The organism is Nocardia fodinahabitans, assembly GCF_052983615.1.
In genome coordinates this window covers 2,690,738-2,711,662 of sequence record NZ_JBRJJC010000001.1, presented here as the reverse complement: position 1 = coordinate 2,711,662, position 20,925 = coordinate 2,690,738, and the positions used below count along the sequence as shown (strand labels likewise).

Sequence of the window (20,925 nt, the reverse complement as noted above, 5' to 3'; positions counted from 1 at the left end):
GACGAGGTGCCGGGCACCGCGCGGACAGGAGGGGTGATGACGGCACTCGCGCTCGATATCGGGGCGACCAAATTCGCTGCGGGACTGGTAGATCCGGATTTCTCGCTGCACGGGGTGCGGCGCGCGGCCACCGCCGCCGACGATCCGTGGGCGGTCTGTCGCGAGCTGCTGCTCGCTGTGGCGGGCGGCACCGTGGTGCGCGCGGTCGGGATCGGCTCGGCCGGGCCGGTCGACGTGCCCGCCGGCGTCGTCCGTCCGCTGAATCTGCCGCCGTGGCGCGGCGGGTTCGCGATCGTCGAGCACGTGCGGGCGCTGTTCCCGGCGGCAGCAGTGCGGCTGGCTATCGACGGCGCGTGCCTGGTGCTGGCCGAACATCGGGTCGGCGGGCTGCGCGGGGTGGACAACGGACTGGCGCTCACGGTGTCGTCCGGGGTCGGCGGCGGGATCATCGCCGACGGTCGAGTCCTGGTGGGGCGCACCGGAAACGGCGGTCACTTCGGGCACATCGTCGTCCCGGGTGATGACACTGCCTGCGGTTGCGGCGGGTTCGGCTGCGTCGAGGCGGTCGCCAGCGGTCTGTCCGCCGTGCGCTGGGCGCGCGAGCAGGGCTGGACCGGCGACACCGGAATCGAGCTCGCCGCGGCCGCGGGCCGGGGCGACCGGGTGGCGACCGCCGCGCTGGCGCGCGCGGGAACCGCACTCGGACAGGCGGTTTCCAGCGCGGCCGCCCTGCTCGATGTGGACCGCGTGGTGATCAGCGGCGGCTTCGCGCATTCGGGCGAGCCGCTGTGGGGGCCGTTGCGCGCCGCGGTCGCCCGGCACGCGCGGCTGGAGTTCAGCCGTGGCCTCACCGTGGAGCTGTCCACGCTGGCCGACGGCGCGACGCTCGTCGGCGCGGGCGTGCTGGCGGTCGAAGCGGCCGCGGCGTGAACCTCGCGCGGCGTTCCTCCTGACCGCTCATTCCGCCCGCATAGCAGGTGGGTGGGCCCGAAGTATCGGCGAAATGCCAGAATGACCCCATGACCTACACCCTCGTGCTGCTGCGCCACGGCGAGAGCGAATGGAATGCCCTCAACTTGTTCACCGGCTGGGTGGATGTGCACCTGACCGACAAGGGCATCGCCGAGGGCAAGCGGGCCGGCGAGCTGCTCGCCGAGCACGATGTTCTGCCCGACATCGTCTACACCTCGCTGCTGCGCCGCGCGATCAGCACCGCCAACAACGCGCTCGACGCCGCCGACCGGCACTGGATCCCGGTCATCCGCGACTGGCGGCTCAACGAGCGCCACTACGGTGACCTGCAGGGCAAGAACAAGGAGCAGGTCCGCGAGCAGTACGGCCAGGACCAGTTCATGCTGTGGCGGCGCAGCTACGACACCCCGCCGCCGCCGATCGCCGACGACAACGAGTACAGCCAGGAAGGCGACCCGCGCTACGCGGGCATCGAGGTCCCCAAGACCGAGTGCCTGAAGGACGTCGTCGCCCGGATGATCCCGTACTGGGAGAACACCATCGCCCCGGAGCTGAAGACCGGCAAGACCGTCCTGGTCGCCGCACACGGCAACTCCCTGCGCGCGCTGGTCAAGCACCTCGACAACATCTCCGACGAGGACATCTCCAGCCTGAACATCCCCACCGGCATCCCGCTGCGCTACGAACTCGACGAGAACCTGCGCCCGGTCAAGCCCGCCGAGTACCTGGACCCGGAGGCCGCCGCCGCAGGCGCCGCCGCGGTCGCCAGCCAGGGCGGCAAGTAGTCGTTTCCCGGTCGGCCCCGCATCGTCTCGACGGTGCGGGGCCGTTCTCGTTCGGTACGAGGTCGGGGGCGATAGGCGTACCTTCGCGCGCATGGTCTCGCCTCCGTCGAATCCGCATGATGCCTACTTCCGGTGCGTCATGGCCAGGCCTGTCGACGCCGCCAGCGAAATTCGCGCGGCGCTCCCCGCCGCCATTACCGCCCGGCTCAATCTGGCGACCCTGCACCTGCAACCAGGCAGTTTCGTTTCCCGGGAGCTGCGCTCGCGCTACAGCGACCTGCTCTACAGCGTGCAGTTCGACGGCCGGGACGCTTACCTGTACATCTTGATCGAGCACCAGTCCGGCAATGACCGCTTCATGGCGCTGCGAATGCTGGAGTACGTGGTCAACATCTGGGCCCAACACCGCCGCGAACACCCCGAGACAGAGGCACTGCCACCGGTGATCCCGCTGTAGTCCACAGTGGGCGCGCCGGCCGCTGGACAGCCCCCACCGAACTGCGCCCATTGTTCGACCTCGACGGACCGACATACGATCTTCTCCACCCCTACCTGCCCCGATTCTCCTTCCTCCTCGATGACGTCGCCGCCCTGGACCTGGCCGCACTCCATACACGCGACCTCACCCCGGCGACTCGCGTGATGCTGATCCTGCACAAGATCGCACCGGGCAGCACTCACCTCGGGGACGATATGCTGGACCTGATCGAGGATCTGCAAGCCATGGAGGCCGATCCCAACATCGACCTCCGACCGACGTTCAGCTACATCCTGATCGTGGGTGATACACCCGAGGAAGACCTGGATCCGGTGATCGAGCAACTCGGTCCGCGCGCGAAGGAGGCGATCGTGACGACAGCGGAACGTCTACGCGCTGAGGGCGAGGCCCGGGGCGAGGCCAGGGGTGAGGCCCGGGGACGAGCGGAGCAACTCGTCGAGCTTCTGGCTGGGAAATTCGGTGCGGTGCAGGCCGAAGTCGTGGCGCGAGTCCGTGCTGCCGATTCGGATCAGTTGCGGGTGTGGGCGCAGCGCTTGCTGTCGGCCGACACTATCGACGAGATCTTCGCCTGACCGTCGGCGGGCCACCCTGGCCAGGGGTCCACGATCAATCACACAGTGCGTGGGTGAGCAACGTGCCGATCTCCGCGGCGGTGGGTGTCCCGGTGAAGGAGAAGGTGACCGCTCGCCCTGCCTCGGTGGCTCCGGAGACGGCGGTGAAACCACGAACACCACCGACGTGGCCGACATAGCGCGAGCCGCACGGGAGCTGGGCGTATCCGACACCCAGGCCGTAGGACATGCCGTCGTCGCCGCCCATGTCGACCCCGTCGAGCATCTGCCGCAATTGCGTCAGCGGCACCACCCGACCGGCGAGCAGCGCGGTGTAGAAGCGGTTGAGGTCGGCCCCGGTGCTGACCAGCGCGCCGGACGCCCACGGCACCGACGGGCAATTTCCTGGGCGGGAGTGAAGGTGCGGCCGAGCTGTGCCGCCGTGTGCTCGTTCACGCCGAGCGCCTCGGTCGGCTCGGGCAGCCCGCTCCGATGACCGAGGATCTGGCGGACGGTGATGACGCGCCCGTCGATACCGTCACCGGTGAGCAGTCCCGGCAGGTACGTGTCGATCGGCCGGTCGAGATCGACCCTGCCCTCGGCCGCAAGTTGTAGGACGACCGCGGCGGTGAAGGTCTTGGTGATACTGCCGACCCGGACGTGCTGCGGCGGATCGGCGGGCATCGGCGTCGCCGCCGCGAGGTCGGCATTGCCCGCGGCCCGGACGGTAGTGGTGCCGTTGTCGGTGAGCGTGGCGAGAGCGCCGACGGCACCGGAGCGGATCATCCCGTCGAGGTCACCTTGCACAGTGTCCGCACGGGCGACCGCACCCGTCGGCGCCGGAACGGGCTCCGCCGCACCGGTCGTGCAGGTAGACAGCAGCATGGCTGCCGTGCAGATTGAAAGAGCGAGAACTCGTGTACCCATGGCCCGACGGTAGAAATCCGCGGTCACCGACCACATCGGTCTGCGGTACTGCCGAGGCATCGGACCGGAGTACGGGCCGACTGCCGATGCGGCGAATCACCAGGTCCCACCCCAGGATTCGACAACTCGTCCCACCGATGTCACACCGACCCCGGCTACCTCGTCACCTCCGTAGACGCCGCGAACGACGCGGCTGCCGAAGGAGGCCCACCATGAACACCGCGTACGTCATCGTCACCGTCATCGCCGCACTCTGGGTCGGCTTCTCGGCCTTCTCGCTCCTGCGCCGAGCCCCCTTCGTCGTCGACCCCCTGATCGAATACGGCGTCTCCCGAACCTGGTGGACCCCACTCGGCCTCGCCAAGGCCGCAGGCTCGATCGGCCTCATCGCCGGCCTGTGGATCCCCGCCCTCGGCATCGCCGCCGCCGTCGGCCTCATCCTCTACTTCCTCGGCGCGGTGGTAACCGTCCTGCGCGCCCGCTCGTACAAAACCGTCGCCTTCCCGGTGCTGTACCTACTCCCGGTCGCGGTAGCGCTCGCCCTAGGCATCGCCGCCTGAACGTCCCCGGTCCGCCTGGCGTACCGCCACCACCGGTTTCTGGGACTCGGCGACCTGGCCGTATATGGAGAGCCGGCTAGAACTGTCCGCTACGCGATGGCCAGGCCACCTGCAGCGGCGGCGGACTGTCGATGAGGTTCCAGGCTGTCGAATCTGCGGCTACCGTGGCGGTGTATTGCACCAGATATTCGTGGTCGAGGGTGTCGATCACGAGATATTGGGTTCTGGTGCGCACGCGCAGATCGCCACCGGAGTACAGGCCCGAAATGACTGCCGAACGATATCCGTCGCAGTCGATGAACTCGGCCGATTGCTCTATCCAGCGAGGCAGTCGCCGTGAGTCGACGAACGCCCGATCGATCAACTCGCTGGAGTCGACCGGCTCGGTGAGCCGGCCCACCATGACCAGCAGATTGTCGGCCCACTCTCCGCCGCCGGCGGGCGGATCGGCCCAGGCCGCGTACGCACCGGGCAACACCTCTTGGCCGATCTCCAGCCAGTTGTCCGGGGCGGGTACCCGAATCTCCGGCGCGCCGACGGTATCGCTGTGAACGGGGATGATTCGGATGTCTCTAGCGTGCAGGTACTCGGCGATACTCTCGTCCATATTTCCTTCCTGATCGCGTCAATCTGCCGACGGCCGATGGTAACGGACTGTGAACCATTCCGGCGCAGCGTCGGACGCGAGTATCGGTCGAGACTCCGGGTTTTCCAGCAGGTGGCCGATCAGTGCCAGCAGAAGATCCGAATTACACCGGAGAATGCAAGCCGGAATGCCGAGTTCGCCGGTTCGATCGAATATCTTGTGATTCGGAGCTCGAGAGCTGTCGACGAGGGTCGCCATGACAACCGGTGCTTCGCTTTGTTGTGCGGAGAGTTTGCACACGTCGCTCCGAATCCCGGATATATCGCCCCAGCCGATCCTGGAAATTCCGCGCATCGGCGTACGAACGATGATCCCGGACGGATACATCTCCACCGAGATCCTGACGAACTTCGCGAAGAGGACCAGGGCCAGCACCGTCAACGCGATGATCGCGAAGATCAGCGCGAAGGTCGCGCCCGCGCTGTCGTCCCTGGAGAACGGGAGCAAGTCGCCACCATAGCCGGATCGCCACGCCAGCCAGGCTGTCAGCCCGTATGTCGCGCAGCCGGCCAGTATCAGCAGCAGCGGCAACGTATTCGATTCCTGGTTCAGCCGTACGTCAGCGCCCCAATCCTTATCGTTCCGCGATGTCACCGACGGGGACAGTATTTCGGCGACGCGCGGAAATGCCGAGATCAACTGGGATCCGAACAGCGCAGCCGCACCGACTGCCAGAGTGATCATTCCGAGTTGCCCGAGTCGAACCACATTGTTGCTGTGGCTGAATTCTTGCAGCGCCATCACCAGCCAGCCCGCTGCTACCAGCGCGAAAACCGTCATGAAAACAGCGGTGAACGCGATCATCCCGCGGCGGTCCCGACACCGGGCACCACCGATCCGGCCAGCGCACCGGTTGTCGCGGCTCCGGCCCAGGTACCCAGGGCCATTCCCGCGGCTGTGCCGGCGGTTTCGGTGACGACAGCTTTGGTCGGATCCATCCCACCGTTGATGTCGTTCGCGATCGCGGGGACAGTGCCGATGACGTTTCCGACGATCCCGAGTCGACTCATTCCGGAGGTGTATTTCCCGGCATCGTCGATTTTCCCCCAGTTCTCGACCCACTTCAGTACACCCTTGTCAGCGGCGTCTTTCGCGGCCGATTCGAGCCCCATTCTGGTGCCTTCGGTCATCGCGCCGGCGATCGCGGCCGCCGTCATCGCCGGTTTGTCCGGCGCCCAGTGCGATGCGGGTGAGGTCGCGATGGCGTCCGGGATCGCAGACGGGTCTTCCTTCTTGATGTCGGTGATGGCCTGTGCGATGGCGGCCAGGGTCGATGACGAGGCCATTCGGTCGAGTTCGCCGAGGTCTTCGCCTGATCTCACCAACTGCATTGCCAGGCGGCGTCTTTCGCTCGGCGGCAGATGCGGGTGAACGTGTTCATGCCGTCAATCACGTGGCTGGTGATATCGCGTTGTGAACCAACGCGGTGCGGCGTCGGTGGTCAGCAGTGGGCGGGTGTCCGGATCCTCGTGGAGGCGGATGATCACGGCCAGCAGGACGTCGGAATCGCACTGGAGCAGGCACGCGGGGATGCCGAGTTCGCCGACGCGATCGAAGACGCCGTGCTGGGGTGGCCGGGTGGCGTCCACCAGTTCGGCCATGACGACCGGGGCCGCACTGCGCTGGGCCGAGAGTCTGCACACGTCCCCCCGCACCGCCACGATCTCGTCCCAGCCGAGGCGAACCTCGTCCCGCAGCGGATTACGGCTGACGATACCCGCGGGATACAACTCCCACCGGATCCGGACCACCCGGACCAACAACATCAGGACCAGCGCACTCACGCAGATGATCGAGAACACCAGCGCCGTGATCGCCCCACCGCTGTTGTCGCTGGCGAAGGGGAGCAACGCCCCCGTCCCCGTCCGCCATCCCCACCAGGCCGTGAACCCGAACACCCCGCACCCGGCAAGGAGCAGCTCCACCGTCAGCAGATCGGATTCGTGCCGCAAACGGATACCCGCACCCCATTCCGCGTCGGTGTGCACCGTCGCCGCGGGCACGATGCGATCGGCGATCCGCGGGAACATCGTCAGCAATCTCGTCCCGAACATCCCGGCCGCCCCGACGAAAAGCATTGCCGCGCCGATGTACCCGAGCCGCGTCACCGGGCTGCTGTCCCGCCACGCCAGCACCCCCATCACCACCCACCCCACCGCGACCGCCAGCAAAGCGACCGCCATAAAGGCGGTGAAAACGAGCACCCCGCGCGTCGGACGCCCACCCCACCGCTGTTCGACTGGCACCACCGGCAGCGTCATGTCAAAACTGCCCGCCACGCACCGGCCACGCCACGTGCAGCGGCGGCGGACTGTCGACCAGATTCCACGCCGTCGAATCCGCGGCGACCGTGGCGGTGTATTGCACCAGGTAATCGTGGTCGAGCTGGTCGATCACCAGATACTGGGTTCGGGTGCGCACACGCAGTTCACCGCCGGTGTACAGACCGGAGATGACCGCCGAACGATAACCGTCGCAGTCGACGAACCCGGCCGATTCCTCGATCCAGGCCGGCAGCCGCCGTGAGTCGACGAACGCGCGATCGATCAGCGCGGCGGCGTCGACGCGTTCGGTGAGACGGCCCACGATCACCAGCAGGTTGTCGGCCCATTCCCGGCCATCGACAGGAGGAACGGCCCATGCCGCGTACGCGCCGGGCAACACCTCCTGGCCGATCTCGAACCAGCCCTCCGGTGCGGTCACCCGGATCTCCGGGGCTCCGATCGTGTCGGTGTGCACCGGGATGATCCGGATCCCCCTGGTGTGTAGATATTCGGCGATACTGTCGTCCATTTACCGTTCCTGATCAGGTACTTCAGCGGGCCCGATGCGGTCGTCCGCCATCGGCTACCAAAACTTCTGAATCGACTTCGACACTCCCCACGCGGTGAGCGCGCCGACGCCGGCGCCGACCACGAAGCCCACCGCGGTACCCGCGCCGGGGACCACCGAGCCGATGGTGGCTCCGGCGAGAGCACCGGTCGCCCACGAGCCGACCGCCGTCCCCGCCGCGGTGCCGACCGCCATCCCCGCAGCCGTCCCCGCGGATTCGCTGACGATGGCCTTGGTCGGATCCATGCCACCGTTGATGTCGTTGGCGATGGCGGGGACGGTGCCGATGACATTACCGACAATGCCGAACTTGCCGATTCCGCTCGTCCATTTTCCGTCCTGACCCCACTTTCCCCAGTTCTCCACCCATTTCAGCACGCCTTTGTCGGCAGCGTCCTTCGCGGCGGACTCGAGGCCCATCCGGGTCCCTTCGGTCATCGCTCCGGCGATCGCCGCGGCGGTCATCGCCGGGACATCCGGTGCCCAATGCGACGCCGGTGAGGTCGCGATGGCGTCCGGGATCGCGTTCGGGTCCTCCTTCTTGATATCGGTGATGGCCTGCGCGATAGCGGCCAGGGTCGACGACGAGGCCATGCGTTCGAGTTCGCCGTTGGCATCGGTGACCTTCTGACCCCAGGTCGCGTCGGCCGCGAACAAGGCGGTGGCCAGGCCGGGGAGCCTGGCCAGCTGGATGCCTGCCTCGGAATTCCAGTCGTCGACGCCGTGCACACTCCAGTCGTCGGAAACCGACACCGACCCGGTCACATAGTTCTGGTAGATCGTCTTGATATCCGCGAGTGGCTGATGCATGGCCTGGTAGGCGCCGTTGCAGGCGGCCTCGAGATCGTCGTAGGCCACGGCGATCGCGCGCATCTGCGTCTGTTCCTCGTCGGCCTTGTCCTCGGCGGCGGTTTTCGCCTCACCCTTCCAGGTCAGACCGCTGTGGATCGTGGTGTGCATCGTGCCTGCCGCGGTCACGATTGTGTCCGCGATCTCGCCGGCGTTGGTGGCGATCGTGGGCAGGTTCGAAACATCCCAGGTGAGCACGTCGACGGGTGGGGCCATGCTCATTTCCCCTCATGGGCGTTGCCGGAATTCAGGTCGGCCACTGCGGCGAGGCGCCGGGCGGCGTCCAGATCCGTGCCCTGGTATTTGTTCGCCGATAGGGCCAGCAGACCGGACAGATGGTTGAACCGCGCCATCAGCACGTCCTTTGCGGTCTTGCTGCGGGGATCGGAACCTTCCAGTGCCGTGCCCACCGCGGAACCCTTCAGCGCGGCCGCGACCGGCGCCGCCGCGAGCTTCTTCGCCTTGTCGATGTCGTTGGGCAGTAGCGCGAGCGCTGCCGCTGCCTGCCGCAAACTGTCAGGACTCACCTCGAGTGACATCGACCGCCGCCCCCTTCGTCTGCCCGTGCCGGTACCTCATACTCGGTTGGACGCACGGCAGCGCAGTTCGGTTCCCGTCCAGTTTGTTTTCGGCGGAGATCGAGTCACGCGAACGCCCTCTCAGACGGCCGAGCTCCAGCGAAACCGCAGCTCAGCTCCTGGACGTCTACGGACTTCCCCGGTGCGGCCGCGCTGCTAGACTGCCTGCTGACGCTGCGAGGGGGAGGAATCAGTGGCTATCGGTGGGGATGCTGCCGCGCAGTTGTGGAATGCGGCGTCGTCGGGGCAGTTGACGATGGAGCCGGATGCGGCTCGGGATGTGGCTCAGGCGTATCTGCGGTTCGCGGCGATATGCGATGAGTGGGTCGTAGAGGCTGAGCGGATGGTGAATGTCAGTGGTTTCGGGTCACTGAACTCTGCCCTGTCGTTGCAGCAGGGGTTCTCGAACAAGGCGATCGGCGCGAAACAGGTGTTGCAGCAGCTGGCGACGGCAGCGAGGGGCATGGCAGATGGATATCTGCAGGCTGCGGGAATTCTGAGCGAGGCGGACCAGCTCAACGCGGATGCGTTGAGCGAGATAGCTAGGCAGGCATAAGACATGAAAACGAGAGTGATCGCGGGCGGCGTCCTCGTTGCTCTGGCGGCCTCGGCATGTAGCTCGTCCACAGGCACCGCCGGCCCCGAACCCTCGGCTCAGGGCGGGTCGACCATGACCCAGGCGGCGCGTCCGACGCTGACCGACCCCAAGCTTCAGCCGCCATCCCAGGACAACAAGTACACGCAGTCGACCGGACGTTCGAAAGTGGTCTTCGACCCGTGCACTTGGATCAGCGACGCTGACATCGCGGCCGTCGGATTCCAGCCGACGTCACGGAAGCGGGGGTCGGACCTGGTTGCCGAGTACACCTTCTTGACCTGCGACTTCCGTAACTCGGGCAATACCGTCTCCCTCGGGCTCGACTCCGGCAACATCACGTGGGATGAGAATCTTCAGAAGAACGGGCCCTGGTTGCAGGAAGTAACTGTCAACGGACGCCAGGCCGGGCTCGTGCGTGGCGACCCGGGGAGTGAAAACGCCTGCAAGGTGCACCTGCGCACGGAGGCCGGTGTCGTTTTCGTCAGGACCCTTGTCCTCAGCCTCGGCCAACGCCAGAACCTCGACCCCTGCGCCAACATCATGGAAATCGCCTCGGCCGTAGAGAAATCCATCGGTAAGGAGAATTGACCCATGGCTGACGGGGGAGGGGCGCAGAATCCGCTGAGTGCGATTCTGCCGGGGCTGGATCAGCAGGTCAGCGGGCGGCAGCAGCAGTCCGGTGCCGAGCAGCAACAGGAATCGCTCAGTCACAGCGGTGTCGATCCGAAGTACATTCCCGAATTCGAGCCGTTCGATCGTATGTCGCACGAGGACATCTACAACGCGGTGCAGCAGATGCAACCCGGGGTGATGCAGCAGTTCGGTGATCAGTGGGTCGCGATGTTCACGGAGATCTCCGGTGCCGTGACCGGGCTGATGATTCAGACCGCGCGGGCCTCGTCGAGCTTGCACGGAGAGTTCGCGTCCGCGGGCGAGGCTGCGGGGCGGAAGTTCATCACCGAGGCGACGGATGTCTACACCGTGCTGTCGGCGGTCGGGCATCGGGTGAAGGCGGCGGCGTATGGCGCGGAGGCGGTCAAAGTGGCTGTGCCCGCGCCGGTCAACGCGACCGAGGGGAGCAACGTCGGAACCTCGGTGCCCGCGACTCTGGCGGAACTCTCGGTTCCCGGGTCGGCGGCTGCGACCGAGCGGGAGAAGAACGACCGGCGCCAGCAGGCGATCGCGGCCATGAAAATGACCTACATGCCGACCTACGGCCCCGCCGGGGAGAACGTGCCGACCTTCGTCGCACCCACCCAGCCGGGCACTGGCGGCGGCGCCAACGACCCCGGCGCCGGTGGCGGCGGGTCGAACAACGGCGGCACCACCGGTGGTGGCGGAAACACCACCGACGACGGGACGACGACCGGCGACGACCCCGGCACCACCGAGGAAACAACGCAACCCGGGACGACGACCGACGACGAGACGACTGCGGGCACGGATACCGACGACAGCGGCGATTCCGACGACTCGCAGGGCGACGACAGCAGCACCACCAACCCGGCGAGTACCACCCCCGCGTCGACGACGCCTGCCTCGACCACACCGGGCACCAGCCCGGGCGGTGGTTCGCCGGGGTCCGGGTCGCCGGGCGGTTCGAGCCCGGGTGGTGCCACGCTGACGCCGGGCGGGTCCGTCGCCGGGCGGGCGCCGGCGGGTGTCGGCCAAAACCTCGCGGCCGCTGGGCTTTCCGGCGCGGCGGGTGCGGCCTCGGCCGGGCGCGGGATGAGTCCGGGCATGATGGGCGCGCCGGGTGCGCGCGGTGGCGGTAAGGACGACGAGGGGGAACACAGCGCTCCCGATTACCTGCGCCGGGTGCAGCCCGAGCTGTTCGGCGACGAAGTGCCCGCGGTGCCCGGAGCCATCGGCGCGGACGCGCCGGCGACCCGGGTCGCGGACCAGGATCAGGGCGGCGCGGGGGCATCGTGAGCTGGACCTTCACCGCCGACGAATTCGCGGTCGTCTGGCAGGGGGAGACCGGTGACGACCGATACCCCTTCCCGCTGACCGTGTACTCGGACGCCCTGACCCAGAGCGGATACGAGGAGCTCGCCCGCGCCGCGGCGCAGCGCTGGCCCACCGGCGGCGATCCTGATCTGACCGCGGTGCTGCGGCACGCGGCGCGACCGGATACCGCGATGGCGGTCTTCGACCAGGCTGGGCCCCGATTGCGTGCCTATGGCGCGCGGTCGGGGGAGCGCGGTGTCGTGATCCGGCAGTACGACGACAACAGTGTCGAGGTGTTCTCCGGCAGTGCCGGAATGGTGTCGCGCGCGTTCGCTTCCTTCCTCGGCGAGCTGCCCGCCGGGCGGGCCGGGCATCTCGTCGAGGATGTCGACCGGCTGGCCGCGCACTTCGAATCCTGGCAACGCGCACCGGATTCCGTCGCCGAGCGGATGCACCGGCTCACGGCTGCCGAACGCGCCGCCTCCGGCCACATCGAGGCCAGGGTGGGGTTGCACGCCGAGCGCGCTGCCCCGGCCCGCTACCTGACCTGGCTCGACGTCGCCGACGACGGCCGCTACCTCAGCTACCGGCGCTACCAGGATCTCCACATCGAACCCGCGAGCAAGCAACGCCTGATCGACGCGATCGAGGCCATCGCGACCGTTCCCGCGCGAGGTGACTGAGACCGACGACCGTGCACTGGAGACCGCCGGGCGCGCGGCAGATAGCGGAGGAAGACCACTGTCTCGAGGTGCGGGCCGGAACACTTGTCCTGCTGGCTGTTTCGGTGCAGGGATGTGGCTGGACCTAGGAGTCGGCCACCGCGAACGCCGCCGACAGCGGGGGCAGCATGGCCCGTGCGTTCGCACCGGCGAACCACAAGCCGACGGTGAATACCGACGTGGCTTCCAGGTACTTCGCCCGATGCAGTCCGCCCGCGGGGAACGGTTGCAGGGCAAGGTCTTCGGCGAGAGACGCAACGGTGTGTACGGCCTCGGCATTGTCGCCGCAGAGCGGGACAGCCAGTCGCTCGCCGTCGAAGACGCGATCCGCGCCGGCCCAGACCTCGGCGGCGAGCAGGTTGAAGGCCTTGACCACGTGGGCCTCCGGGACGCTCGCCGCGATGCGTTCGGCCATCGCGTCCTCGCTCAGGACGAACGCGGTGACGCCCTCGGGTGCGGCCTCGTCGGGCAGGAAAGCGTTGGTGCAGTCGATGAGGACCTTTCCCGCCAAGGCGTCGCGGTGTTCGCCGAGCAAGGGGGTGAGGGCGTCCACCGGTACCGCCAGCAGCACGACGTCGGCGGCCGCGATCGCCGAGCGGATGTCCCCGGCGCGTACCGCGGGCTCCGCCGCCGAGTCGATGAGAGCAGCCTCGGTGGATCCTGTCGCCGACGTTCGCGGATCGCGCGGTGTCGAGCTGATCCGGGCGGCGAGCTCGCGTCCGGGCTCGGCCGACCGCGCGCCGATCCACACCTCGTGGCCCGCCGCTGCCCAGCCACCGCCGAGCGCGGCCGCCATCGCTCCGGCGCCGATGATTCCGATGCGCATGAAAACTCCTGAGATTCGCGATTGCCGAGCCCGTTGGCGTCGACGGCACCGACGTTAGGAATTCCGATAGGCACTCCCGGGTGCCTTTCGGCGGTGGCAGGCTGAATCGCATGACCGCGGTACCAGCCGAACCGGCGCAGTACGCGCCCTACGGCGACTACGAGTCCGACTGCCCCGCCCGGATGGGCGTCGACCTGTTCGGGAATTCCTGGCTGCCCGTGATCGTGTACATGCTGCGGGATGGTCCGCTTCGTCACAGTGACCTTCGCGGCGCCGTCGGCGGGATCAGCCAGAAGATGCTCACCCAGACGTTGCGGCGGATGGAACAGATGACGCTCGTACGCAGGCAGCGCTACGCCGAAGCGCCGCCACGGGTGGAGTACGAACTCACCGAAGCCGGCCGCGATCTGCTCCAGCCGATTTATGCGCTCGGCGCATGGGTCGACCGGCACGGGGCCGCGGTGACCCTCGCGATGTACCGCGAACCGCCGGACTGACACGCCCGCCGACACGCCAGGTGCCCGCCGGGTGAACGGCACGAGAACGCCACGCCAAGGGCCTGTGACCTGCGCGAAACTTCGACGACCCGCCACCGATACGTCAGTCGGCACTCGTACGATCAAAGCGTGAGTGTTCCGCAGGCCGTGCTGTTGGCAGTCCTCGCGGCTGTCGTCGGACTGGCAGTCGGGGGCCTGCTGATCCCGTATGTCAACGCCAGGCAGGCTGCCCGCACGCAGGAAGACACCGGGCTGACCATGTCGCAGGTGCTCGACCTGATCGTGCTGGCCTCCGAGAGCGGCATCGCCGTCGTCGACGAGTACCGCGACGTGGTTCTGGTGAATCCGCGCGCCGAGGAACTCGGTCTGGTCCGCAATCGGTTGCTCGACGAACGCGCGTGGGCCGCCGTGGAGAAGGTGCTGGCGACCGGCGAGTCCGCCGAATACGACCTCACCGCCAAGAACCCGCTGCCCGGCCGTGGCCGGATCGCCGTGCGCGGCGTCGCCCGCAAGCTCTCGCGCGAGGAGACCAGCTTCGTCGTGCTCTTCGCCGACGACGACTCCGAGCAGGCGCGCATGGAGGCGACCAGGCGCGATTTCGTCGCCAATGTCAGCCACGAGCTCAAGACTCCCGTCGGCGCGATGAGCCTGCTGGCCGAGGCCATGCTGGAATCCGCCGACGATCCCGACGCGGTGCGCCACTTCGGTTCGCGCGTGCTGGGCGAATCGCGCCGCCTCGGCAAGATGGTGACCGAGCTGATCGCGCTCTCGCGCTTGCAGGGCGCCGAGAAGCTGCCCGATCTGGCCGTCGTCGACGTCGACACCGTGGTGCAGCAGGCCGTCGACCGGTCGCGCACCGCCGCCGAGGCCGCCGGCATCACCGTCAGCACCGACCGGCCCAGTGGGCTGGAAGTGCTCGGCGACGAGACGCTGCTGGTCACCGCGCTGTCGAACCTGGTCGAGAACGCCATCGCGTACTCGCCGCAGGGATCGCACGTGTCGGTGAGCCGGTCGCTGCGCGGCGATCACGTCGCGATGGCCGTCACCGACCGAGGCATCGGCATCGCCAAGGAAGACCAGGAGCGGGTGTTCGAGCGGTTCTTCCGCTCCGACAAGGCCCGCTCACGGTCGACCGGCGGCACCGGACTCGGCCTGGCCATCGTCAAACACGTGGCGGCCAACCACAACGGTGAGATCACCCTGTGGAGCAAACTGGGCACCGGATCGACGTTCACGCTGCGCATCCCCGCCCATCTGGAGACGGATGGGGACGAGGACGCGGAGCCGACGCCGGAGCTCGCCGCGAGAGAACCCATTGTCCAGCGCACCCCTGCTGGACGAACGAACGGTGTGGAGGCACGCAGATGACGAGTGTGTTGATCGTCGAGGACGAGGAGTCGCTGGCCGATCCGCTGGCGTTCCTGCTGCGCAAGGAGGGCTTCGACGTCACCGTCGTCGGCGACGGTCCGTCCGCGCTGGCCGAGTTCGACCGCTCCGGCGCCGACATCGTGTTGCTCGACCTGATGCTGCCCGGCATGAGCGGCACCGATGTCTGCAAGCAGCTGCGCACCCGCAGCGGCGTGCCGGTGATCATGGTCACCGCGCGCGACAGCGAGATCGACAAGGTCGTCGGCCTGGAACTGGGCGCCGACGACTACGTCACCAAGCCGTACTCGGCGCGCGAGCTGATCGCCCGCATCCGCGCCGTGCTGCGCCGCGGCGCGGGCGACGAGCTGGACTCCGGTAGCGAGAACGGCGTGCTCGAGGCCGGTCCGGTGCGGATGGATGTGGACCGGCACACGGTGCACGTCAACGGCGGGCAGGTCACCCTGCCGCTCAAGGAGTTCGACCTGCTCGAATACCTGCTGCGCAACTCCGGTCGCGTGCTGACCCGCGGGCAGCTGATCGATCGGGTGTGGGGCGCCGACTACGTCGGCGACACCAAGACCCTGGACGTGCACGTCAAGCGGCTGCGCTCGAAGATCGAGGCCGATCCGGCCAAGCCCGAGCACCTGGTCACCGTGCGTGGCCTGGGGTACAAGCTCGAAGCCTGATCCCCGCGAACGAACAGAGCCCCGTCGGTCGGACCGACGGGGCTCTCGTGTTCGGGGGTTAGACCGTGCTCCAGGCGGCGCCGAGCGGGGTGTCGATCTTGCGCAGCGGGACCCAGCCCCACGGGTCTTCCTGCATGCAGTCGTAGATCGCCACGTCGGTGCCGGTGCCACGGCAGGCGATCGTGGTCGAGGTGCCCTGGGGACTGACGATGATGTACTTTCCGTCCTGTGCCGCGGTCAGGGCTTCGGGAGAGTTGTAGTTCACGAAGCTCGAGGTGAAGTCCGCGTACTTTGCCGGGTCACCGTTCGGTTCGGCGTTGGCCAGGCCGGTCATGGAGAGGGTGGCGCCGATCACGAGGGTCGCCAGGGAGAGCGCTTTCTTCGACATGGATAACGATCCAACCCGATCGGAATGACTTCCGCATGACCACGGGGTGAACCAGCGGGTTACGAGGTTTTCACGCGGATTGATTCGAAATGTGAGCTTCGGGGTGGATCCGCTCCGCTTCCACCGTCGCCGGATGCACCGCGATCAGGCCGAGGCCCTCGCGACGGCGGCACAGCTTCGCCAATTCCTCGTACGCGGGCGCGCCGAGCAGTTCCCGCAGCTCGGGGCCGTAGGACTGCCAGACCGGCTTGGCGCCGACGTGTGCGTCGGGCGAGCCGGTGCAGTACCAATCCAGATCGAGGCCGCCCGGGCCCCAGCCGCGGCGGTCGTACTCGGTGACCACGGTGCGCAGGATCTGTTCCCCGTCAGGGCGTTCCACCCAATCCTGGGTGCGGCGGATCGGCAGCTGCCAGCAGACATCCGGCTTCACCTCGAGCGGTTCGATGCCCTTGCGCACCGCCATGATGTGCAGCGCGCAGCCGGGGCCCGCGGCGAAACCGGGGCGGTTGAGGAAGATGCAGGCGCCGTCGAAGCGGCGGGTCCGCAGGGCGGGTTCGTCCTCGAGCTCGTCGAGTTCGAGGTAACCCTTCTTGACCACTTTGCCCTTCTCGGTGGCCTCGCCCATCAGCTGCCAGTCCTCGGGTGTGAGCATCTTCACAGCGCCGGCCAGCCGCTTGCGGTCGTCCTTGTCGGCGAGGAAAGCGCCGTGCGAGCAGCAACCGTCGTCGGGACGGTCGGCGATGATGCCCTGACAGGCGGGTGTGCCGAACACACACGACCAGCGGGAGAGCAGCCAGGTCAGGTCGGCGACGATCTGGTGCTCGTCGTTTGCTGGGTCGGTGAACTCGATCCATTCGCGTGGGAAGTCGAGCTCGACCTCGGGGCTCGGATCGATCTTTCGCCCAGGTCGGAGCCGGGTCTCCGCGGTGCCAGATGCGCCTTCGGTCACAACTTGTGACGCTAACAGTTCAGTCGCCTGACCTGTAGTACCGGATCACCAAGTACCGTATTCCTGTGCGGCTTGGTGTTCTCGATGTCGGAAGCAATACCGTTCACCTGCTCGTGGTGGACGCCCATCGTGGTGGCCACCCGATGCCGATGAGCTCGTCGAAGTCGGCGTTACGGCTCTCGGAGAACATGGACGGCGACGGGCGCATCACCGAGGTGGGCGCGGCGCGGCTGATCGCGACCATCGAGGAATTCGCCGATCTGGCGCGCAATTCCAAGTGCGTCGAGCTGATGCCGTTCGCCACGTCGGCCCTGCGTGAGGCCACCAATTCCGACGAAGTGCTGGCCCGGGTGCGCGGCACGACCGGGGTCGATCTGCAGGTCCTCTCCGGCGACGACGAGGCCAGGCTGACGTTCCTCGCGGTCCGCCGCTGGTTCGGCTGGAGCGCGGGCCGCATCATCAACCTCGACATCGGCGGCGGCTCGCTGGAGATGTCCAACGGCGGCGACGAGGAACCCGATATCGCGCTGTCGCTGCAGCTCGGCGCGGGCAGGCTGACCAGGGAGTGGCTGCGCGACGATCCGCCGGGCAAGCGCAAGATCGCGGTCCTGCGCGATTGGCTCGACGCCGAACTCGTCGTCCCCACCAAGACCATCATCGAGGCGGGCAGGCCCGACCTGGCTGTCGGCACCTCGAAGACGTTCCGCTCGCTGGCCAGACTGACCGGCGCGGCACCCTCGGCCGCCGGTCCGCGCGTGCGCCGTACACTGACCAGCTCCGGTTTGCGCCAGCTGATCGCGTTCATCTCCCGGATGACCGCTTCCGACCGTGCGGAGCTGGAAGGCGTGAGTTCGGACCGGTCCCAGCAGTTGGTGGCCGGCGCACTGGTCGCGGAGGCGAGTATGCGGGCGTTGTCGCTCGACAGCATCGAGATCTGCCCATGGGCGCTGCGTGAAGGCCTGATCCTGCGCAAGCTGGATACCGAGCCGAACGGGGGCCCGGCCGTCGTCCCGCCGGTCGAGGCTGTGGCGAGAGCGGAGTCGGCATGAGTGCTGACGATTCGAAACAGCTATCGGTCGCCGAACTACTCGCGCGCAATGCCGCGCAGGGTGCGGGCTCGCCGCCGAGCGGTGGCGGCGGCAGGCGACGGCGCAGTGGTCGCGGACTCTCGGTCAACGATCTGACCGGGGAGAACGCTGCCATCCGGCCGAATTCGCACGCCGCGCCCGCTCCGGAGCCCGAGCCGCCCGCCCCGGCCTATGAACCGCCCGCCCCGGCCTACGAACCGCCCGCGAGCTATCAGCCCGCGCCGTATCCGCCGCCGGGCCCGGCCGAGCCGGCCTTCTCGCCGATGTCGGGGCCGATCACCCGCTTCGATCCCCACTCGGGGTTCTCCGCTCCCGATCCGAACGATCCGCTCGGCGTGGGCGGTCCGCGCCCGGCGGCCGATCCGTTCGGCCCGTACCGCGCCGAGGCGCGCGACTCCGGGTCGCGCGGTGCCGGACGTGGTCCCGGCCGGCTGGGCGCGCCCGGCTCGGCCCAGCCGGTGGATCCCGGCATCGCCGAGATGTTCGGCTCCGGGGCGCTGCCCGCGGTCGGCGGCGGCCGTCGTCGCCGGGCCGACCCGGACGAGGCGCCCGAACCCGCACCGTTGCCCGAGCCGCCGCAGGCGCCGCCCGCCACCGGTGGCCGGGCCGCCCGCAGGCGCGCGGCCGAGGCCGCCGAGGAAGCCGCCGCGGCACCCGCGGCGTGGTCGCCGGACGCGCCGGGGTACGCCCAACCCGCGTTCGAACCGCCCACACCCGGCCCCGAGCCGGCCCGGGGCTTCAACGGCCGTCAGGACGCCGCACCCGGATTCGGTGGTTTTCCCGGTACCGGCGCAGCGCCGGGGTTCAACGCGTTCCCGGAGTTCGGCCCGCGTCCCGATGTGGACGCCACGCAGACCTACAACGTCGCGCCAGCCCCGGACGCCCCGCAGGCGCGGGGGACCGGCTGGCCGCCCGCCCCGGAGGCCGATCAGCGGCCGTCGCTGGATCGCCGGCGATCGGGGCCCGAGGCGGGCAAGACCGGGGGACTGCCGTCGTGGTCGGCGCGCAGGCACCGGCCCGATCCGGCACCGCCCGCGCCGGAGAGCGGTGGTTTCCCGACGGCCGCCTGGTCGCCGGTCAGCCAGGAACAGCCGCTGGTCTCGGGTCAGTCGGTGGCCGGTGACCTGCTGCGCCAGCGCGCCGATGACGCCGACGCCCGCACCGAGGTCTACCGCGTCGGCGGCAACCGCGCGGCCGAGCCGGACACCGACGACTACGCCGAGTCCGACTACGTCGACCGCGACTACGCCGACAACGACTACTCCGAGACCGACTACGCCGACGGCGGGTACGACGACGCCGGCTACGACGATGACGACTACGACGACTACGACCCCGAACCGAAGCCGACCAGGGCGAGCAGGCGGGCCGCGACCAAGGCCGCCGCGTCCAAGGTGGCGAGCCGGGCCAGATCGCGCGCGGCGAGCCGGGTCTCGGCCAGTCGCGCGGGCGGGCGGGTCTCCCGGCTGGCGCGCGGTGCGACCGCCGACGACCACCGCAGGCAGTGGCTGATCCTGGCGGGCCAGAGCGTCGGCGCCGCGATCGCCGGAATGTTGCTGTTCAAGGGTTTCGAGACGATGTGGGAGACGCTGCCCTGGGTCGCGCTGGCCCTGGCCATGGTCGTCATCCTCGGCCTGGTGGCGCTGGTGCGGATTCTGCGCCGCACCGACGACATCTACAGCACTGTGATCGCCGTCGTCGTAGGCGTCTTCGTGACGCTCGGACCGCTAGCCTTTCTCCTCAGTACCAGCTGAAGCAGGGAGTGGGCTGTGGGGAACGCGCGGGCGGATATCGGAATCGGGCTCTCGACGGCGTCGGTGTATCCGGAGAACACCCAGGCGGCGTTTCGCTACGCGGCCGAATTGGGTTACGACGGTGTGGAATTGATGGTGTGGGCTGAACCGGCCAGCCAGGACATCGCGACCGTGCAGTCCTACGTCAAGCGCTACGGCGTTCCGGTGCTGGCCGTGCACGCGCCGTGTCTGCTGATCTCCCAACGGGTCTGGGGCGCCGACCCGGTGGCCAAGCTGGAGCGCAGCGTGCGCACCGCGCAGGCGCTCGACGCCGATACCGTGGTGGTGCATCCGCCGTTCCGCTGGCAGCGCCGCTACGCCAAGGGTTTCGCCGACCAGGTCGGTGAGCTGGAGGCGAGTTACCCGGTCAAGGTCGCGGTGGAGAACATGTTCCCGATGCGGGCCGACACCTTGTTCCGCGAGGGTGCGGTGCGCAGGCTCGAACGCCGCTCCGGGCCGGGTCCCGCGGTGAGCGCGTTCAGCCCGTCGTTCGATCCGACCGATATCGGCTTCGAGCATTACACCCTCGATCTCTCGCACACCGCGACCGCGGGCGCCGACGCGCTCGAACTGGCCCGGCGGATGGGCGAGGGCCTGGTGCACCTGCATCTGGCCGACGGCCGCGGTGCCGCCCACGACGAGCACCTGGTCCCCGGTGACGGCACCCAGCCGTGCGCGCAGCTGTGTGAGCATCTGGTGCACACCGGTTTCACCGGGCACGCGGTCGCCGAGATCAACACCCAGACCGCGCGCACCACCGCCGAACGCTCGGCCCTGCTCGGCCGCACGCTCGACTTCGCGCGCAGGCATCTCACCGGCGCCACCCACGCCGACCTCACCTGAGCCGGTTATGTCACACCG

Annotated in this window: 26 protein-coding genes and 1 pseudogene; 15 read left to right on the top strand and 12 right to left on the bottom strand. The window is 68.4% G+C overall.

Annotated elements, in window-relative coordinates:
• The first annotated feature begins 36 nt into the window (after positions 1–36).
• The 4 genes from NV348_RS12620 to NV348_RS12605 all read left to right on the top strand — a co-directional run bounded on the left by NV348_RS12620 (position 37) and on the right by NV348_RS12605 (position 2,828).
• Entirely contained in the window at positions 37–930 is an 894-nt protein-coding gene (locus NV348_RS12620; protein WP_447147091.1) for an ROK family protein, read from the top strand.
• 89 nt (positions 931–1,019) lie between these two features.
• Entirely contained in the window at positions 1,020–1,757 is a 738-nt protein-coding gene (locus NV348_RS12615) for a phosphoglyceromutase (RefSeq protein ID WP_447147090.1), read from the top strand.
• A 91-nt stretch (positions 1,758–1,848) separates the two neighbouring features.
• Complete coding sequence (locus NV348_RS12610; protein WP_447147089.1) at positions 1,849–2,214, top strand: Rpn family recombination-promoting nuclease/putative transposase; 366 nt, start codon at positions 1,849–1,851, stop codon at positions 2,212–2,214.
• A 50-nt stretch (positions 2,215–2,264) separates the two neighbouring features.
• Positions 2,265–2,828: a hypothetical protein gene (locus tag NV348_RS12605; protein WP_447147088.1), complete on the top strand. Its 564-nt coding sequence runs from the start codon at positions 2,265–2,267 to the stop codon at positions 2,826–2,828.
• 34 nt (positions 2,829–2,862) lie between these two features.
• On the opposite strand, the pseudogene NV348_RS12600 reads toward NV348_RS12605, so the two are convergent.
• Together NV348_RS12600 and NV348_RS12595 are read right to left on the bottom strand one after the other, a co-directional pair.
• Positions 2,863–3,222: pseudogene (locus tag NV348_RS12600) on the bottom strand (serine hydrolase); the annotation flags it as partial.
• Positions 3,108–3,593 carry a serine hydrolase domain-containing protein gene (locus NV348_RS12595; protein WP_447151014.1) on the bottom strand — a complete coding sequence of 162 codons (486 nt, stop codon included), beginning with the start codon at positions 3,591–3,593 and terminating at the stop codon, positions 3,108–3,110. The pseudogene NV348_RS12600 and the gene NV348_RS12595, both read right to left, overlap by 115 nt.
• 353 nt (positions 3,594–3,946) lie before the next feature.
• Here NV348_RS12595 and NV348_RS12590 point away from each other — a divergent pair, with 353 nt between their 5' ends.
• Positions 3,947–4,294: a DoxX family protein gene (locus NV348_RS12590; protein ID WP_447147087.1), complete on the top strand. Its 348-nt coding sequence runs from the start codon at positions 3,947–3,949 to the stop codon at positions 4,292–4,294.
• Positions 4,295–4,370: 76 nt separating this feature from the next.
• Here the strand turns inward: NV348_RS12590 and NV348_RS12585 are convergent, their stop codons facing one another.
• The 7 genes from NV348_RS12585 to NV348_RS12555 form a co-directional block, all read right to left on the bottom strand.
• The gene (locus NV348_RS12585) at positions 4,371–4,901 is read right to left on the bottom strand and encodes an LpqN/LpqT family lipoprotein (protein ID WP_447147086.1); all 531 of its coding nucleotides are present in this window, start codon (positions 4,899–4,901) and stop codon (positions 4,371–4,373) included.
• Positions 4,902–4,919: 18 nt separating this feature from the next.
• Positions 4,920–5,744: a hypothetical protein gene (locus NV348_RS12580; RefSeq protein WP_447147085.1), complete on the bottom strand. Its 825-nt coding sequence runs from the start codon at positions 5,742–5,744 to the stop codon at positions 4,920–4,922.
• Positions 5,741–6,262 carry a hypothetical protein gene (locus NV348_RS12575; protein WP_447147084.1) on the bottom strand — a complete coding sequence of 174 codons (522 nt, stop codon included), beginning with the start codon at positions 6,260–6,262 and terminating at the stop codon, positions 5,741–5,743. The genes NV348_RS12580 and NV348_RS12575 overlap by 4 nt, the downstream gene beginning before the upstream one ends.
• A gap of 63 nt (positions 6,263–6,325) precedes the next feature.
• The gene (locus NV348_RS12570; protein ID WP_447147083.1) at positions 6,326–7,201 is read right to left on the bottom strand and encodes a hypothetical protein; all 876 of its coding nucleotides are present in this window, start codon (positions 7,199–7,201) and stop codon (positions 6,326–6,328) included.
• A 1-nt stretch (position 7,202) separates the two neighbouring features.
• The gene (locus tag NV348_RS12565) at positions 7,203–7,733 is read right to left on the bottom strand and encodes an LpqN/LpqT family lipoprotein (RefSeq protein ID WP_447147082.1); all 531 of its coding nucleotides are present in this window, start codon (positions 7,731–7,733) and stop codon (positions 7,203–7,205) included.
• 54 nt (positions 7,734–7,787) lie between these two features.
• Positions 7,788–8,843, bottom strand: coding sequence for a hypothetical protein (locus tag NV348_RS12560; protein WP_447147081.1), 1,056 nt, complete (start codon positions 8,841–8,843; stop codon positions 7,788–7,790).
• Positions 8,840–9,160 (bottom strand): hypothetical protein, encoded by a 321-nt coding sequence (locus NV348_RS12555; RefSeq protein WP_447147080.1) that lies wholly within the window; start codon positions 9,158–9,160, stop codon positions 8,840–8,842. Before NV348_RS12555 ends, NV348_RS12560 begins: the two co-directional genes overlap by 4 nt.
• Positions 9,161–9,392: 232 nt before the next feature.
• Here NV348_RS12555 and NV348_RS12550 point away from each other — a divergent pair, with 232 nt between their 5' ends.
• From NV348_RS12550 to NV348_RS12535, 4 genes are read left to right on the top strand one after another with little or no spacing between them, the layout of a single operon-like run.
• Positions 9,393–9,755 (top strand): hypothetical protein, encoded by a 363-nt coding sequence (locus NV348_RS12550; protein WP_447147079.1) that lies wholly within the window; start codon positions 9,393–9,395, stop codon positions 9,753–9,755.
• A 3-nt stretch (positions 9,756–9,758) separates the two neighbouring features.
• Positions 9,759–10,385: a DUF3558 domain-containing protein gene (locus tag NV348_RS12545; protein WP_447147078.1), complete on the top strand. Its 627-nt coding sequence runs from the start codon at positions 9,759–9,761 to the stop codon at positions 10,383–10,385.
• A 3-nt stretch (positions 10,386–10,388) separates the two neighbouring features.
• Positions 10,389–11,729 (top strand): hypothetical protein, encoded by a 1,341-nt coding sequence (locus NV348_RS12540; protein WP_447147077.1) that lies wholly within the window; start codon positions 10,389–10,391, stop codon positions 11,727–11,729.
• Positions 11,726–12,430, top strand: coding sequence for a hypothetical protein (locus NV348_RS12535; RefSeq protein WP_447147076.1), 705 nt, complete (start codon positions 11,726–11,728; stop codon positions 12,428–12,430). Before NV348_RS12540 ends, NV348_RS12535 begins: the two co-directional genes overlap by 4 nt.
• 124 nt (positions 12,431–12,554) lie before the next feature.
• Here the strand turns inward: NV348_RS12535 and NV348_RS12530 are convergent, their stop codons facing one another.
• Complete coding sequence (locus NV348_RS12530) at positions 12,555–13,295, bottom strand: NADPH-dependent F420 reductase (RefSeq protein WP_447147075.1); 741 nt, start codon at positions 13,293–13,295, stop codon at positions 12,555–12,557.
• Between the two features lie 110 nt (positions 13,296–13,405).
• On the opposite strand from NV348_RS12530, the gene NV348_RS12525 reads away from it, so the two are divergent.
• The 3 genes from NV348_RS12525 to NV348_RS12515 all read left to right on the top strand — a co-directional run bounded on the left by NV348_RS12525 (position 13,406) and on the right by NV348_RS12515 (position 15,846).
• Entirely contained in the window at positions 13,406–13,792 is a 387-nt protein-coding gene (locus NV348_RS12525; RefSeq protein WP_447147074.1) for a winged helix-turn-helix transcriptional regulator, read from the top strand.
• 129 nt (positions 13,793–13,921) lie between these two features.
• Positions 13,922–15,160, top strand: coding sequence for a sensor histidine kinase (locus tag NV348_RS12520; protein ID WP_447147073.1), 1,239 nt, complete (start codon positions 13,922–13,924; stop codon positions 15,158–15,160).
• Positions 15,157–15,846: a response regulator gene (locus tag NV348_RS12515; protein ID WP_019049472.1), complete on the top strand. Its 690-nt coding sequence runs from the start codon at positions 15,157–15,159 to the stop codon at positions 15,844–15,846. The genes NV348_RS12520 and NV348_RS12515 overlap by 4 nt, the downstream gene beginning before the upstream one ends.
• A gap of 58 nt (positions 15,847–15,904) precedes the next feature.
• Here NV348_RS12515 and NV348_RS12510 read toward each other — a convergent pair whose 3' ends face one another.
• The gene (locus NV348_RS12510; protein WP_447147072.1) at positions 15,905–16,234 is read right to left on the bottom strand and encodes a hypothetical protein; all 330 of its coding nucleotides are present in this window, start codon (positions 16,232–16,234) and stop codon (positions 15,905–15,907) included.
• A 70-nt stretch (positions 16,235–16,304) separates the two neighbouring features.
• Positions 16,305–17,129: a DUF3109 family protein gene (locus NV348_RS12505; RefSeq protein WP_447151013.1), complete on the bottom strand. Its 825-nt coding sequence runs from the start codon at positions 17,127–17,129 to the stop codon at positions 16,305–16,307.
• Positions 17,130–17,248: 119 nt separating this feature from the next.
• On the opposite strand from NV348_RS12505, the gene NV348_RS12500 reads away from it, so the two are divergent.
• The 3 genes from NV348_RS12500 to NV348_RS12490 are packed head-to-tail and all read left to right on the top strand — an operon-like array spanning position 17,249 to position 20,907.
• Complete coding sequence (locus NV348_RS12500; RefSeq protein ID WP_447147071.1) at positions 17,249–18,232, top strand: Ppx/GppA family phosphatase; 984 nt, start codon at positions 17,249–17,251, stop codon at positions 18,230–18,232.
• Entirely contained in the window at positions 18,229–20,025 is a 1,797-nt protein-coding gene (locus NV348_RS12495) for an Rv0497 family membrane protein (RefSeq protein ID WP_447147070.1), read from the top strand. The genes NV348_RS12500 and NV348_RS12495 overlap by 4 nt, the downstream gene beginning before the upstream one ends.
• A 15-nt stretch (positions 20,026–20,040) precedes the next feature.
• On the top strand, positions 20,041–20,907 hold the full coding sequence (locus NV348_RS12490; protein ID WP_374104825.1) for a sugar phosphate isomerase/epimerase family protein: 867 nt from the start codon (positions 20,041–20,043) through the stop codon (positions 20,905–20,907).
• Positions 20,908–20,925 lie beyond the last annotated feature (18 nt).

Coding starts and splice junctions, on each gene's coding strand:
- NV348_RS12620 (WP_447147091.1), top strand. CDS start 37: ATGACGGCACTCGCGCTCGATATCGGGGCGACCAAATTCGCTGCGGGA.
- NV348_RS12615 (WP_447147090.1), top strand. CDS start 1,020: ATGACCTACACCCTCGTGCTGCTGCGCCACGGCGAGAGCGAATGGAAT.
- NV348_RS12610 (WP_447147089.1), top strand. CDS start 1,849: ATGGTCTCGCCTCCGTCGAATCCGCATGATGCCTACTTCCGGTGCGTC.
- NV348_RS12595 (WP_447151014.1), bottom strand. CDS start 3,593: ATGATCCGCTCCGGTGCCGTCGGCGCTCTCGCCACGCTCACCGACAAC.
- NV348_RS12590 (WP_447147087.1), top strand. CDS start 3,947: ATGAACACCGCGTACGTCATCGTCACCGTCATCGCCGCACTCTGGGTC.
- NV348_RS12585 (WP_447147086.1), bottom strand. CDS start 4,901: ATGGACGAGAGTATCGCCGAGTACCTGCACGCTAGAGACATCCGAATC.
- NV348_RS12580 (WP_447147085.1), bottom strand. CDS start 5,744: ATGATCGCGTTCACCGCTGTTTTCATGACGGTTTTCGCGCTGGTAGCA.
- NV348_RS12570 (WP_447147083.1), bottom strand. CDS start 7,201: ATGACGCTGCCGGTGGTGCCAGTCGAACAGCGGTGGGGTGGGCGTCCG.
- NV348_RS12565 (WP_447147082.1), bottom strand. CDS start 7,733: ATGGACGACAGTATCGCCGAATATCTACACACCAGGGGGATCCGGATC.
- NV348_RS12560 (WP_447147081.1), bottom strand. CDS start 8,843: ATGAGCATGGCCCCACCCGTCGACGTGCTCACCTGGGATGTTTCGAAC.
- NV348_RS12555 (WP_447147080.1), bottom strand. CDS start 9,160: ATGTCACTCGAGGTGAGTCCTGACAGTTTGCGGCAGGCAGCGGCAGCG.
- NV348_RS12545 (WP_447147078.1), top strand. CDS start 9,759: ATGAAAACGAGAGTGATCGCGGGCGGCGTCCTCGTTGCTCTGGCGGCC.
- NV348_RS12540 (WP_447147077.1), top strand. CDS start 10,389: ATGGCTGACGGGGGAGGGGCGCAGAATCCGCTGAGTGCGATTCTGCCG.
- NV348_RS12530 (WP_447147075.1), bottom strand. CDS start 13,295: ATGCGCATCGGAATCATCGGCGCCGGAGCGATGGCGGCCGCGCTCGGC.
- NV348_RS12525 (WP_447147074.1), top strand. CDS start 13,406: ATGACCGCGGTACCAGCCGAACCGGCGCAGTACGCGCCCTACGGCGAC.
- NV348_RS12515 (WP_019049472.1), top strand. CDS start 15,157: ATGACGAGTGTGTTGATCGTCGAGGACGAGGAGTCGCTGGCCGATCCG.
- NV348_RS12510 (WP_447147072.1), bottom strand. CDS start 16,234: ATGTCGAAGAAAGCGCTCTCCCTGGCGACCCTCGTGATCGGCGCCACC.
- NV348_RS12495 (WP_447147070.1), top strand. CDS start 18,229: ATGAGTGCTGACGATTCGAAACAGCTATCGGTCGCCGAACTACTCGCG.